Source organism: Mycobacterium appelbergii, assembly GCF_032883035.1.
GTDB lineage: Bacteria > Actinomycetota > Actinomycetes > Mycobacteriales > Mycobacteriaceae > Mycobacterium > Mycobacterium appelbergii.
This window is the reverse complement of the sequence record NZ_JAMQTH010000022.1, coordinates 69,302-82,482: the sequence shown is the minus strand read 5'-3', so window position 1 is coordinate 82,482 and position 13,181 is coordinate 69,302. Positions and strand designations below refer to the sequence as shown.

The following is a 13,181-nucleotide window of genomic DNA, read 5'->3' as shown; positions in this document are numbered from 1 at the left end:
GCGCGGCCGAATTCATCCGGATGTATCGACGAGGTTCGCGGCGTTTACCCCAGAGGCGGAGGTACCGGCCAAACCAGGAGCAGCAATGAATCGTCCCGCACAGCAGATCTCGACCTCGGTTCTCGTCATCGGGACGGGCGGTTCCGGACTGCGCGCGTCAATCGAACTCGCCGAGCGCGGCATCGATGTGTTGGTGGTCGGCAAGCGACCGAAGTCCGATGCGCACACCACGCTGGCCGCGGGCGGCATCAACGCGGCGCTGGCCACGATGGATCCCGAGGACAGTTGGGAGCAACACGCCGCCGACACCCTCACCGAAAGCTATCTGCTCGCCGACCCCGTGACCGTGCAGACCGTGACCGAAGGCGCCGCCCAGGCCATCGCCGATCTGGAACGCTGGGGTATGGCCTTCGCCAGGGAACGGGACGGCCGTATCTCCCAACGGTTCTTCGGCGCGCACACCTACCGCCGGACCGCGTTCGCCGGGGATTACACCGGGCTCGAATTGCAGCGAACGCTCGTCGAACGGGCCGCGCAGCTGGCTGTCCCGATTCTCGACTCGGTCTACATCACGCGCCTGCTCGTGCGGGAGAATGTCATCTTCGGCGCATACGGCTTCGATCTGGAGGACGGGACCCACCTCACCATCCACGCCGACGCCGTCATACTCGCCGCGGGCGGACACACCCGGATCTGGCGCCACACCTCGTCGCGCCGTGACGAGAACACCGGGGACTCGTTCCGGTTGGCGGTCGAGGCGGGCGGCCGGATCCGCGACCCGGAGCTCGTTCAGTTCCATCCATCCGGCTTGATCGAACCGGAAGATGCTGCAGGAACACTGGTTTCAGAAGCAGCGCGGGGCGAGGGCGGCATCCTGCGGAACACTCTCGGGGAACGCTTCATGGAACGCTATGACCCGGCGCGGATGGAACTGTCCACCCGCGACCGGGTCGCTCTCGCCGCATTCACCGAAATCCGTGAGGGTCGCGGCACGCCACGGGGCGGGGTGTGGCTCGATGTCTCCCACCTGACACGGACACAGATCATGCAGCGGCTGCCGCGGGTCTATCAGACGCTGATGGAATTGCAGCTTCTCGACATCACCACCACCCCGATCGAGATTGCGCCCACCGCGCATTACTCGATGGGTGGCGTGTGGGTTCGCGCGGAAGACCACAGCACCGATGTAGAGGGCCTGTACGCGATCGGGGAGGCCGCCAGCGGGTTACACGGCGCGAACCGGCTGGGCGGGAACTCGCTGATCGAACTGCTCGTGTACGGCCGGATCGTCGGCCGGGCCGCAGCCGCCTATTCGACGCGACTGACCGCCCAACAGCGTTGCCCCGCAGTAATATCGAATGCACGCGATGAGATCGACGCCTTGCTGGCCACCGATGGATCACAGACCGTGCGCTATCTGCAGCGTGCGGTCCGCAACACCATGACCGAGCATGCCGGCGTGGTGCGCGACGAGGCCGGTTTACGCACCGGGTTGAATGTGCTGACGGACATCGACAATCAGGTGTCGGATCTGGCCGTTCACCCCGACATCGCCGGGTTCTACGATCTGGCCCACGCGTTCGACCTCAAATCCGGGATCCTCGCTGCACGGGCAACGATCGAAGCCGCACTGGAACGCCGGGAGACCCGCGGCTGCCACAACCGGTCGGACTACCCGCACGTCGATGAGTCACTACAGGTCAATCTCGTCTGGTCGGGGCCCGGCCGCCTGACGAGGGAAACGATTCCTGCCATCCCCGAACGGATTTCGAGGCACATGCGGCAGGTCTCGTCAGTCGGCAAGCTGGTGGAGTGACGCGATATGTGTCAGCTTCTCCGGAGTGAGCACCCATAACACCTCATCGATACCCCCGGACGAGGCCGCCACGGTGAGGAACGCAACCACTGTGCCGCCACGGGAAACCAGCGCGCCGGGCTGACCGTTCGCGGTAATCCAGGACACCACCGAGTCCGGCCAGAACCGGTGGCGGAACGCACGGACGAACCGCGCCACATTTCTGCTCCCGGCGACGGGGTGGGGCGCCGCATTACGCATACCGTTTCCGTCGGTGTAACTGACCACATCCGCGGCCAGTAACTCTTCCAGCGAAGCCATGTCGCCGGTCTGCGCGGCTTCGATGAACGCGGCCAACAGACGCTTCTGCTCGGCGCTACTGGCCGGGGCGGCGCGTCGAACATTCAGATGTCTGCGGGCACGGCTGACGAGTTGACGTGCGTTGACGTCGGAGACCTGGATCGTCTCGGCGATGAGCCCGTAGGGATAGTCGAACGCCTCCCGCAGGATGTACGCGGCGCGCTCCGGCGGCGCGAGCTTCTCCATCAGCATCAAGGTCGCGACATGCAGCGCTTCGTCGCGCTCGGCGCCCAGTGCGGGATCAGCACTGGTGTCGACCGGCTCAGGCAGCCACGGCCCGGCATAGGTTTCCCGACGGGCCCTGGCCGACTGCAGCACGTTGAGGCAGGCGCGGGTGGTGGCGGTGACGAGGAAGGCCACGGGGTCGCGCACGGTGTCCCGGTCGGACTCCTGCCACCGCAACCACACGTCCTGGACGACATCCTCGGCTTCGGCGACACTGCCCAGCATCCGGTAGGCGACACCGAAAAGTCGTGAGCGGACAGCGGTGAACACGTCTACGGCATCCGCAAGATCGGGCGAGGCCGGATCCGGTTCAGCCATGGGCACAGTCAAGCACACCCACGTTCGTGGTGATGAAGACCACTGTCACAGATCGACCGGCTCCGTTGTCTATCTGAATGAGCAGGAAGACAGCGGCCCTGGGCCGGGCCGCCGACGTGAAATGGGTCACTGATGAAGAAAGAACCGCAGCTGGCCGGGCCGTCGTCGAACCACAGCCGGTCGCAGCCGCGTCTGCGCGGTCGCAGCCGTGAATGCGCGGCACTCGAACAACTGGTCACCGATGTCCGCTCCGGGATGAGCCGGACACTGGTGTTGCGCGGCGAAGCGGGGGTCGGCAAGACGGCGCTGCTCGACAACTTGCTGGAGCACACGGTGCGATTCCGCGCACTGCGGGTCGGTGGTGTCGAGTCCGACATGGAGCTGGCCTACGCCGGCCTGCAACAACTGTGCGCTCCGCTGGCGGACTATCTGGACGAACTACCGACACCGCAGCGCGACGCGCTCGAGGTGGCCTTCGGCCGCGGTTCCGGTCCCGCACCCGACCGCTTCCTGGTGGGATTGGCGGTGCTGAGCCTGATCTCGGCTGCGGCCGAAGACCAGCCCGTGGTGTGTGTGGTCGACGATGCCCAGTGGGTGGATCACGTCTCGATGCAGACACTGACCTTCGTCGGACGCAGGCTGATGGCCGAACCCGTCGCGCTGCTGTTCGCGGTGCGTGACGGCGTGCACCACGCCCTGTCGGGGCTACCGGAGTTGCCGGTCAACGGCCTCCCGGACAGCGACGCCCGCGAGTTCCTTGACTCGATCATCCCGGGCCGGCTCGATGGTCGGGTCCGGGATCGCATCGTCGCCGAATCCCGCGGCAACCCGCTGGCGCTGCAGGAGCTGCCCGGCAGCCACACCACCGCCGAGCTTGCCGGCGGCTTCCCCAACCCGCGCAGCCGGCCGCTCACCAGCCGGATCGAACTGAGCTTCGTACGCCGGGTCGAGGCACTGCCCGCAGCCACCCAGCGGTTGGTACTGGCCGCGGCGGCCGAACCGATCGGAGATCCGGCGCTGCTGCTACGGGTGGCCGACCTTCTCGGCATCCCGGCCGACGCGCTGGCACCGGCGGAGGCCGCAGGGTTACTCGAGATGGGCTCCCGGGTGCGGTTCTGTCATCCATTGCTGCGGTCGGCCGTCTACCGCACCGCCGATCTGGGTGAGCGCCGTGCCGTCCACCGGGCGCTGGCCCGGGCAACCCCGTCTGAGCTCGATCCCGACCGGCAGGCCTGGCACGCGGCCAACGCCGCGACGGGCCCCGACGACGCTGTGGCCACCGCGTTGGAGGCATCCGCCGGCCGGGCACAACGACGTGGCGGCATGGTCGCGGCCGCGGCTTTCCTGGAGCGAGCCACCGCACTGACGTCGGACGCAGCGCAACGCGGTGCCCGTGCGCTCGCGGCAGCACAAGCGAAATGGGATGCCGCAGAACCGATCGCAGCCTACGATCTGCTCGCCGCGGCCGAGCTCGGTCCGTTGACCCGATCCCAAAGCGCGCGGGTGGCTCGGTTGCGCGCCCAGATGGATTTTGTCCGCAGCCGGTGCGGCGACGAGTGGGCACCGCCCCTCACGGAGGCAGCGGCCGAATTGATCTCCGTCGCACACCAACTCGAGGTGATCGAGGATGAGTCGGCCCGCGAGAGTTATCTGCAGGCGCTTGCCGCCACGATGTACGCCGGACGGCTCGGCGACCCCCATCTCCTACCTGCAGCCGCCAAATCAGCACGCGCAGCCGTGCGCGCTTCCACTCCGAACTCCACGACCGATCTGCTCCTCGACGGTATCGCCACTCGCATCACCGATGGTCCGGGCGGCGGCCGTACACTGATCTATTCCGCTCTGGAAGACCTAGCCCAACACCATCATTCGAGTACTTCGACCGGTCGCGACATCTGGCTGGCGTTCCCGGTCCTGCTGGAAACCGCCGCCTACGAATGCTGGGACGACGGGATGTGGCATCAGTTGACAACCCGAGCGGTACATCTCGCCCGAGAGTCCGGAGCCCTCGCGGTGCTACCGCAGGCACTGGTGTGCCGCGCGGGGGCGCACGTACAGGCCGGAGAGTTCACGGCCGCCGCCGCGCTCATCGAGGAGGCCGATTCGATCACCGCCTCGACCGGCTACGCGTCGGTGAAGTACCACTCGCTGACCCTGGCCGCCTGGCGCGGGGTCGCGACCGAGGCGACCGAACTGATCGATGCGGCCACCGTCGACGGGACCGCCAGACAGGAGGGGCGGGTACTCGGCCTGACCGGCTACGCCGCAGCGGTGCTCTACAACGGGCTGGGCCGCTATGACGAGGCATTCGCCGCCGCCGGCCGGGCATGCGATTACGAAGACCTCGGCCTCTACGGGTGGTCCCTCCTGGAGTTGATCGAAGCGGCATCGCGGTGCGAGGAACACGACGCCGCCAAACAGGGGCTGCGGCAGCTCGAAGAACGCACGTTCCCCAGTGGGACGGACTGGGCGCTGGGCGCACTGGCCGGTGCCGGCGCGCTGTTGGCTGACGATCAGGCCGCCGAGAGTCTGTACCTCGAAGCGATCGAGCGTTTCGGGCGCACCCGCATCGTCGTCCATCTCGCACGCGCGCGGCTGCGCTACGGCGAGTGGCTGCGGCGTGTGAACCGACGCGTCGACGCGCGCGTACAGCTGAGCGCGGCCCACGACATGTTTACCCGGATGGGTGCGCAGGCCTTTGCCGAACGCGCCCGTCGGGAACTGCTGGCGACCGGAGAGAAGGCCCGCAAGCGACCCCTGCGCTCCGGTGACGACCTCACCGCCCAGGAAGCGCAGATCGCACGGCTGGCCGCCGAAGGACTGACAAATCAGGAGATCGGCGCGCAGTTGTTCATCAGCACGCACACCGTCGAGTGGCATCTGAGGAAGGTGTTCGTGAAGCTCGGCATCACGTCGCGCAGGCAGCTACGCAGCATGTCGTGGGCCGGCTGAACTACGGCCGCCCCCACGGGTGACTACGGGTTTCCAAGGGTCCGCTACGGACCGCAGGCGACAAGGCTCAGGAGTACAAGAAGCTCCCACCGCGCCAACTTGGAGGTCTGATCATGACCAACGTCGTAGTCGTCGACGGTACCGGGCTCATCCGGTGCCCGAACCTCGCCGCAGTCTGATCGCCAACAACAGGATTGAGGATTCACACCATGACCGCGGCCCTCGCACCGGATCCGACCGACGAGTCCGACGAAGAACTGACCGCACGTTTCGAACGCGACGCACTACAGTTCCGCGACGCCCTGCACCGAACGGCCAAGCGCCTGACCCGAAATGAAGCCGATGCCGACGACCTCGTGCAGGACACCTTGATGCACGCCTACATGGGGTTCCGGCGGTTCACGCCCGGCACCAACCTGAGGGCGTGGCTGTTCCGGATCATGCACAACCGGTGGATCAGCGACTACCGCAAGAAGCGCCGACGCCCCGATGAATTCCCGGTGGAAGAGATCACCGACGGTGATCTGGCCGGCAGTGCACGGCATTCCTCGACCGGGCACCGCTCTGCCGAGGAGGAAGCGCTGGAATCACTTCCCGACAAAGACATCAGAGCAGCCCTGGACCGGTTGCCGGAAGGGTTCCGACTGGCCCTCTACTACGCCGACGTTCAAGGGTTCACCTACGCCGAGACCGCCACACTCATGGGCATCCCCATGGGCACCGTGATGTCGCGGATATCCCGCGGCCGGGACCGGCTGCGGATGTCCCTGGCCGAAGTCGCCGATGCGCGCGGCGTGCGGCGCAAACCGGACGAACAACAAGTTGCATAACCAAAGTAAGGACTATTCAATGGAACTGACAGGAAATACCGCGCTGGTCACGGGCGGGACCGCCGGCATCGGACTGGCCTGCGCGACACTGCTGGCCCAGGAGGGCGCAACGGTGATCATCTCGGGCAGAGACCAGGACCGCGGCGAGCAGGCAGCTGCCGGCATCGGCGCCAACGCACGGTTCATACGGGCGGATCTGTCCGATCCGGAATCGGTGAAATCGCTTGCCCAGCAGTCCGGCGCGGTCGACATCGTGGTCAACAACGCCGCCAGCTTTCCCGGTGCACTCACCGTCGAGCAGGACCCCGAGTCCTTCCAGCGGACGTTCGACACCAATGTGCGCGGCACTTATTTCCTGGTGGCGCAACTGGTTCCGGGAATGCTCGAGCGGGGCCGGGGCAGCATCGTCAACGTCACCTCCATGGTCGCCTCAAAGGGCGTTCCCGGAGCGTCGACCTACAGCGCTTCCAAAGCCGCGGTCGAATCTCTCACCCGCACTTGGGCTGCCGAATTCGGCGCGGGCGGGGTGCGGGTGAACAGCGTCGCACCCGGGCCCACCCGAACCGAAGGTGTGTACGCGGAGTGGGGCGATACGAACGAGGAACTCGGTCGCGCGTTGCCGCTCGGGCGTACCGCCGACCCGGCCGAGATCGCCCATGCGGTGCTGTTCCTCTCCTCGCCCCGGTCCAGCTTCATCACCGGCTCCACGCTGCACGCCGACGGCGGCGGCCACGCAATCTGAAAGGACGACGACGTCAGCGGAAGGCGGCTCCCGTGAGCTCCTCGGAGACCGACCACAGCCGCGAGGCGTCCCGAACGCTGCGCAGAGGCTTCCACAGCTTCTGCGCAGCGGGAGGGCCTCCGAGGTTGCCCGGCCACTGCGGCCCGTAGAAACCGCCGTTCTCGGCCTCGGGCGAGGTCGCGGCGATCAATGCCGGAAGCTTCGCGGTCTCCACGGTCCCCACGATCAGGCCTCGCGCAGAGAGCCAGCGGATCATCCGGACCTCACGGGTGTCCTTCGTGCGTCCCACCTCCGGGCGAGCCGCGAGCAGGCTCGTCGGTGCGACACCGGGATGGGAGATGTTGCTCGTGATGCCCCATGCACCGGCCTCGCTTCGGCGGCTGAGCTCGAGCCCGAACAGGCCGCATGCGATCTTGGACTGCCGGTAGGCGCGCATGCCGTCATATCCGCGCTCCCAGTTCAGGTCGTCCCAGTTGATCGTGCCGCTGCGGGCGGCGACGCTCGCCTGTGACGTCACCCGCGCCCGGCCCTTTTTAAGGAGCGGCAACAGGTGAGCGGTGAGCGCGAAATGGCCGAGATGGTTCGTGCCGAACTGCAGCTCGAATCCGTCGGTGGTCGCCTGTCGTTCCGGTGGAGTCATCACCCCCGCGTTGTTGATCAGGAAGTGAATCGGGGCTCCCGCAGCGCGCAATCTCTCGCCCAGCGCCGCCACCGACGTCATCGACGACAGATCCAAGTCGTGGAGCGTGAGCGCCGCCGCCGGATGCTGCTCGCGGATCCGCGCGACAGCCGTCTCCCCCTTGCGCCGGTTCCGGACCGGCATGATCACTTCGGCCCCGGCACCGGCCAACGTCATGGCGATGCCGAGCCCCATCCCGTCACTCGCTCCGGTGATCACCGCGCGCTTCCCCGAGAGCCTGGGGACCGTGATTTCGAACTGCCTGCGTGGCATCAGCCACTCCTCTGGATTCTCGTCATCTGCAGCCGAGCTGCTTGCCGACACAAGCCTGCTCGGCATCGAGGTGGTTATCCACGGCCTGACGATCCGTGGCTGGGCGAGGCCCAGACATGACAGGCTGGCCGGGTGATCGATCGCGCCGAACTGGCCGACTTCCTCCGCCGCCGTCGTGAGGCCCTGCAGCCAGAGGACGTCGGACTCCCTCGCGGGCGACGCCGCCGCACCAACGGCCTGCGTCGGGAGGAAGTCGCTGCGCTGTGCCACATGTCGACCGACTACTACTCGCGCCTCGAACGGCAGCGCGGCCCGCAACCCTCCGAGCAGATGATCGCCTCGATCGCACAGGGCCTGCACCTCTCACTCGACGAGCGGGACCACCTCTTCCGTCTCGCCGGACACCAGCCACCGACCCGCGGCTCGGCCAGTGACCACATCAGCCCGGGGATGCTGCGGATTTTCGACCGGCTGACCGACACCCCGGCCGAGATTGTGACCGAACTAGGCGAGACGCTGCTGCAGACACCGCTCGGGGTGGCCCTCGTCGGAGACCTGAGCCGATACACCGGCCCCGCGCGGAGCATCGGCTACCGGTGGTTCACCGACACGGCGGCGCGCGAGCTCTATCCGCCCGAGGACCACGAGTTCTACTCCCGGATGTATGTCTCGGGACTTCGGACAGTCCTGACGCTGCGCGGGCCCCGATCAAAGGCAGCACACCTCGCCGAGCTCCTCACCCAGCAGAGCGAGGAGTTCCGCACGCTGTGGAAAGCGCACGAAGTCGGGATCACGCCGAACGAGGTCAAGCGATACAACCATCCAGTCGTCGGGCGGCTGGAACTGAACTGCCAAATCCTCCACGATCCGATGCAGTCCCACTCTCTGCTCGTGTACACCGCGATCCCGGGCAGCGCCAGCCACGAGAACCTGCAACTGCTCTCGGTCGTCGGCGCCGCTCCATCGTTGGCGTAATCACAATTCGGTGGAACCGAACGCCGCCGGCGGACGTCATAACCACATGCCTGCCGATCCGCTGCTCGCCGACACCGCTGCCATCCGCACCCTCGGCCGCGACTACACCGCGCACGCCGCCGAACTCGCGGCGGTGGCGGTGACACTGCGATCTGTGCCGCTTCCGGCGACGGCGCTGGGACCCGTGGGTGCGGTTTTCGTGGCCGCGTTGACCGACGCGGTCGCCGAGCAGTCGGACGCGGTTGGTGCGCTCGAGGTGGACGCCCGGGCGGGCGGCAGCGCCGCAGGTTTCACCGCCGCCGGCTACGACGCGGCCGTGTACCGGGCCGCCGGACTGCTGCCGCAGGTCTAGCGGTGCCGAGCACGCTGGTCAGCGCCTTGGCCGCACCGTTGCACGAGGTTCGGGCCCTGGTGGGTCCTGGCTGGCCCGCACAGGCCGCGGCAACCACGCTTGCCGAGGTGCGTGCAGGGCTCGCCGACATCGCCGCCGCGGCGCGGCGGTCATGGAATCAGGCCGGCGGTGACTGGTCGGGCACGGCGGCCGCCGCGGCCGGGCAGTTCACATCGGCGACCGCGGCCGCCGCCGATGCCTTGGCTGACCGGGCAGCGGTACTGAGTGCAGGCGCAGACCACGCGGGGGCCGCCGTAGGACGCGCCGGCACCCGGTTGCAGGCCATCGTCGACCGTTTCGAGTCCAGGGCCGCCGCCCTGGAGCCTCATCTCGATGAGCCGGGGGTGGCCGAAGAGTTACTGGGTGAAGCCCAGCGCTCGTTACGCGAGGCGCTCGCCGTCGTCGATGAACTGCGCTCGGAATTGGACCGTCAGGCCGCCGTCGTCACCTCCGGCGTCTCCCCCGCCCCGATGACCCCGCCCCCGGGCTTCGGACCGGTCGCGGGACCCGGGTCAGGTGCGGGTTGGGGCTCGGCCTCTGGTTCGGGTCTGGGCTCGGGTTCGCCGACGGGCGCACCCGGCGGCTGGGGCACCGATGACCTCGCTTCGTCCGCGCCGCCTGAAGCGGCGGCATTGGGTGACCCCGGCATGTTCGGCGAAGGCGTCGCGGTGCGGCTGCCCGACGGCGGCACCGCGCTGGCTCCGAACGCGGTGGCAGCCAGCGCGGTCCGGCATGCCCTGACCCAGTTGGGTGTGCCCTACCACTGGGGTGGCACCACACCGGGCGTCGGTTTGGACTGTAGCGGGCTGACCCAGTGGGCATATCACGAAGCGGGCCTGAACATTCCGCGTCTCGCGCAGGAACAGGATGTCGGCGCCGCCGTCGCGGCGGACGCGCTGCGGCCCGGTGACCTCGCGGTCTGGGACGGTCACGTGGCCATGATCGTCAGCGGCAACGTCATGATCGAGGCGGGTGATCCCGTGCAACTGTCCGCGATCCGTACCACCAACGCCGGGCAGGGCTTCCATGGATTCTTCCGGCCCACCGCCTGAGGCACTGGCCCTGATGTTCGAGGAGACGATGGCCCGGGCCAGGGGCAGGCTCGCCGCGTTGGAGCAAGCCTGTGACGACCTGGCGGGACGGCGTGATGACCCCGGTTACCTCGGCCGTCGACGGCAGCTGCTGAACGGGCTTGCCTGCGAGTTCGGGGACGAACAGGAGGCAACCTGACTGAGCACCAAGGGTGCGCCGTTAGGCTGTGCCGCATGGCTGCTGACATCGTGCCGGTCCGGCTCGGGTTGACCAAGGGCGACCTCTACACATTGTGGGCTCCGCGCTGGCGTGACGCCGGCGACGAGTGGGAGGCGTTCCTCGGCAAGGACGAGGACTTGTTCGCCTTCGAGTCGGTCGCCGATCTGGTGGCGTTCGTGCGTACCGACACCGACAACGACCTGGCCGATCACCCGGCGTGGGAGAAGTTGACCACCGCATCGGCACACAAGCTCGACCCGGCCGAGGACCACCGGTACGACGTCATCGGCGTGCCCGAGTTGGCGGCCGAGAAACCCACCGAGGAATCGGTGGAGTCGTTGCAGCGCATGCTGGCGATCGTGTCGTCGCTGGGCTCGGTGTGCGAACTGACGCCGATCAGCAAGTTCTTCAACGGCAATCCGGTACTGAGCACGCTGGGCGGGGGGATCGATTCCTTCAGCGGCCGCAGCGGACGTAAGCGCTGGGGTGAGATCGAGGCCGTGATCAACCGCGGGTGGGACGGCGTGGTCGATGCGCTCGACGAGGTCGTCACCGTCCCCGAGGGCATCGACGCCGCGGCGGTCAAGAAGGCCGAGGCCGAACTGGAAGAGCCCGCCCCGGAGGAAGACGAAACCGAGGCCGTCGACGACACCGCCATTGACGACACCGACGCCGAGGCGGAAGTGGAGACCCGTGCCGCGGTCGGCGACAACGCCGTGCTGGGCGGTGACGAGGACTTCTGGCTCAAGGTCGGTATCGATCCGGTCAGGATCATGACCGGTTCGGAAACCGTCTACACGCTGCGCTGCTATCTGGACGACGAGCCGGTGTTCCTTGGCCGCAACGGCCGCATCAGCGTGTTCGGCTCCGAGCGCGCGTTGGCCCGTTACCTGGCCGACGAGCACGATCACGACCTGTCGGACCTGGCCACCTATGAGGACATCCGGACCGCGGCCACCGATGGCTCGCTGCGCGTCGAGGTGGCCGATGAGAACGTCTACGTGCTCAGCGGCATCTCCGACGACATCGCCGACGGACCCGAGGCCATCGATCGTGACCAGCTTGAGCTGGCGGTCGAACTGCTCCGGGACGTCAGCGACTACGCCGAGGACAAGACCGTCGACGAGACCCTGGACACCGCCAAGCCGCTGGGTCGGTTCATCGGCCACGTGCTCGACCCCGATGCCGTGCGCGCGCCCTCGGCGCCCTATGCCGAGGCCGTCGAACAGTGGGACACCCTCGAACGTTTCGTGGAATCGCGGCTGCGGCCCGAATAGGTCCTACCGGTCAGCCGACCAGGACCGCATACCGCGGCTTGATCACCTCGTCGATGATCGCCAGGCGCTCGTCGAACGGGATGAACGCCGACTTCATCGCGTTGATCGTGAACCGCTCCAGATCGGTCCAGCCGTAACCGAACGCCTCGACCAGCCGGTGCATTTCCTGGCTCATCGTGGTGTCGCTCATCAGGCGGTTGTCGGTGTTGACGGTGACCCGGAACCTTAGGCGCGCCAGCCGGTCGAACGGATGCTCGGCGATGCTGGGCGCAGCCCCGGTCTGCACGTTGCTGCTGGGGCACATCTCGAGCGGAATTCGCTTGTCCCGCAGGATCGATGCGAGCCGGCCCAATTTCTGCGAGCCGTCGTCGAACTCGGTGATGTCGTCGACGATGCGGACGCCGTGGCCCAACCGGTCGGCGCCGCAGAACGCGATCGCCTCGTGGATGGACGGCAGCCCGAATGCCTCACCGGCGTGAATGGTGAAGCGCGCGTTGTTGCTTCGCATGTACTCGAAGGCATCGAGGTGGCGTGACGGCGGATAACCGGCCTCGGCGCCTGCGATGTCGAAGCCCACGACGCCCTTGTCCCGGAACCGGATCGCCAACTCGGCGATCTCCCTGCTCCGCGCGGCGTGGCGCATCGCGGTGACCAGGCAGCGCACCGTGATCGTCCGCCCTTCGGCGGCGGCCGACTTCTCGCCGTCGGCGAACCCGGCCAGCGCCGCATCGACCACCTCATCGAGCGACAGCCCACCGTCGATGTGCAGCTCCGGCGCGAAGCGGACCTCGGCGTACACCACGTTGTCGGACGCCAGATCCTCGACGCATTCGCGGGCGACGCGGTGCAGCGCCTCCGGTGTCTGCATCACCGCCACGGTGTGCGCGAACGGTTCGAGGTAACGGACCAACGATCCGCTGTGCGCCGCGGTGCGGAAGAACGTGGCGAGCTCCTCGACCTCGGTGGCCGGCAACTCGTCGTAGCCGAACTCGCCGGCCAGATCGAGCACCGTGGCCGGCCGCAGCCCGCCGTCGAGGTGGTCGTGCAGCAGGGCCTTGGGTGCGTGTCGGATCTTCTCCAGGGTCAACGGCGTACTCATGCCACCATCATCCC

Annotated in this window: 12 protein-coding genes; 9 read left to right on the top strand and 3 right to left on the bottom strand. The window is 67.6% G+C overall.

Features of this window, described 5'->3' with window-relative positions; translation table 11 throughout:
- Positions 1-85: 85 nt before the first annotated feature.
- Positions 86-1,816 carry an L-aspartate oxidase gene (locus M1247_RS34730; protein WP_317160994.1) on the top strand — a complete coding sequence of 577 codons (1,731 nt, stop codon included), beginning with the start codon at positions 86-88 and terminating at the stop codon, positions 1,814-1,816.
- Here the strand turns inward: M1247_RS34730 and M1247_RS34725 are convergent.
- Entirely contained in the window at positions 1,793-2,698 is a 906-nt protein-coding gene (locus tag M1247_RS34725) for an RNA polymerase sigma-70 factor (protein WP_317160993.1), read from the bottom strand. The two genes, M1247_RS34730 and M1247_RS34725, sit on opposite strands and share 24 nt — an antisense overlap.
- A gap of 132 nt (positions 2,699-2,830) precedes the next feature.
- Between M1247_RS34725 and M1247_RS34720 the strand changes: the two genes are divergently transcribed.
- The 3 genes from M1247_RS34720 to M1247_RS34710 all read left to right on the top strand — a co-directional run bounded on the left by M1247_RS34720 (position 2,831) and on the right by M1247_RS34710 (position 7,222).
- Entirely contained in the window at positions 2,831-5,650 is a 2,820-nt protein-coding gene (locus M1247_RS34720; RefSeq protein WP_317160992.1) for a helix-turn-helix transcriptional regulator, read from the top strand.
- A gap of 209 nt (positions 5,651-5,859) precedes the next feature.
- Positions 5,860-6,480: a sigma-70 family RNA polymerase sigma factor gene (locus tag M1247_RS34715; protein ID WP_317160991.1), complete on the top strand. Its 621-nt coding sequence runs from the start codon at positions 5,860-5,862 to the stop codon at positions 6,478-6,480.
- Positions 6,481-6,499: 19 nt separating this feature from the next.
- Positions 6,500-7,222, top strand: a complete 723-nt coding sequence (locus M1247_RS34710; RefSeq protein WP_317160990.1) for an SDR family NAD(P)-dependent oxidoreductase — start codon at positions 6,500-6,502, stop codon at positions 7,220-7,222.
- Positions 7,223-7,235: 13 nt separating this feature from the next.
- Here M1247_RS34710 and M1247_RS34705 read toward each other — a convergent pair whose 3' ends face one another.
- Positions 7,236-8,174, bottom strand: a complete 939-nt coding sequence (locus M1247_RS34705) for an SDR family oxidoreductase (protein WP_317160989.1) — start codon at positions 8,172-8,174, stop codon at positions 7,236-7,238.
- Positions 8,175-8,306: 132 nt separating this feature from the next.
- On the opposite strand from M1247_RS34705, the gene M1247_RS34700 reads away from it, so the two are divergent.
- The 5 genes from M1247_RS34700 to satS are packed head-to-tail and all read left to right on the top strand — an operon-like array spanning position 8,307 to position 12,068.
- On the top strand, positions 8,307-9,149 hold the full coding sequence (locus M1247_RS34700; protein ID WP_317160988.1) for a helix-turn-helix transcriptional regulator: 843 nt from the start codon (positions 8,307-8,309) through the stop codon (positions 9,147-9,149).
- Between the two features lie 46 nt (positions 9,150-9,195).
- A complete protein-coding gene (locus M1247_RS34695; protein WP_317160987.1) occupies positions 9,196-9,501 on the top strand; it encodes a hypothetical protein in 306 nt (101 codons plus the stop codon).
- A 2-nt stretch (positions 9,502-9,503) separates the two neighbouring features.
- Positions 9,504-10,592, top strand: coding sequence for a C40 family peptidase (locus M1247_RS34690; RefSeq protein ID WP_317160986.1), 1,089 nt, complete (start codon positions 9,504-9,506; stop codon positions 10,590-10,592).
- Complete coding sequence (locus M1247_RS34685; protein WP_317160985.1) at positions 10,567-10,770, top strand: hypothetical protein; 204 nt, start codon at positions 10,567-10,569, stop codon at positions 10,768-10,770. Before M1247_RS34690 ends, M1247_RS34685 begins: the two co-directional genes overlap by 26 nt.
- 35 nt (positions 10,771-10,805) lie before the next feature.
- Positions 10,806-12,068 carry a protein export chaperone SatS gene (gene satS, locus M1247_RS34680; RefSeq protein ID WP_317160984.1) on the top strand — a complete coding sequence of 421 codons (1,263 nt, stop codon included), beginning with the start codon at positions 10,806-10,808 and terminating at the stop codon, positions 12,066-12,068.
- Positions 12,069-12,078: 10 nt separating this feature from the next.
- Here the strand turns inward: satS and M1247_RS34675 are convergent, their stop codons facing one another.
- Positions 12,079-13,167: an adenosine deaminase gene (locus M1247_RS34675; RefSeq protein ID WP_317160983.1), complete on the bottom strand. Its 1,089-nt coding sequence runs from the start codon at positions 13,165-13,167 to the stop codon at positions 12,079-12,081.
- Positions 13,168-13,181 lie beyond the last annotated feature (14 nt).

Bases quoted from the DNA above. Each gene is read 5' to 3' on its own strand.
- M1247_RS34730 (WP_317160994.1), top strand. From the start codon at position 86: ATGAATCGTCCCGCACAGCAGATCTCGACCTCGGTTCTCGTCATCGGG.
- M1247_RS34725 (WP_317160993.1), bottom strand. From the start codon at position 2,698: ATGGCTGAACCGGATCCGGCCTCGCCCGATCTTGCGGATGCCGTAGAC.
- M1247_RS34720 (WP_317160992.1), top strand. From the start codon at position 2,831: ATGAAGAAAGAACCGCAGCTGGCCGGGCCGTCGTCGAACCACAGCCGG.
- M1247_RS34715 (WP_317160991.1), top strand. From the start codon at position 5,860: ATGACCGCGGCCCTCGCACCGGATCCGACCGACGAGTCCGACGAAGAA.
- M1247_RS34710 (WP_317160990.1), top strand. From the start codon at position 6,500: ATGGAACTGACAGGAAATACCGCGCTGGTCACGGGCGGGACCGCCGGC.
- M1247_RS34705 (WP_317160989.1), bottom strand. From the start codon at position 8,174: ATGCCACGCAGGCAGTTCGAAATCACGGTCCCCAGGCTCTCGGGGAAG.
- M1247_RS34695 (WP_317160987.1), top strand. From the start codon at position 9,196: ATGCCTGCCGATCCGCTGCTCGCCGACACCGCTGCCATCCGCACCCTC.
- M1247_RS34685 (WP_317160985.1), top strand. From the start codon at position 10,567: ATGGATTCTTCCGGCCCACCGCCTGAGGCACTGGCCCTGATGTTCGAG.
- satS (WP_317160984.1), top strand. From the start codon at position 10,806: ATGGCTGCTGACATCGTGCCGGTCCGGCTCGGGTTGACCAAGGGCGAC.
- M1247_RS34675 (WP_317160983.1), bottom strand. From the start codon at position 13,167: ATGAGTACGCCGTTGACCCTGGAGAAGATCCGACACGCACCCAAGGCC.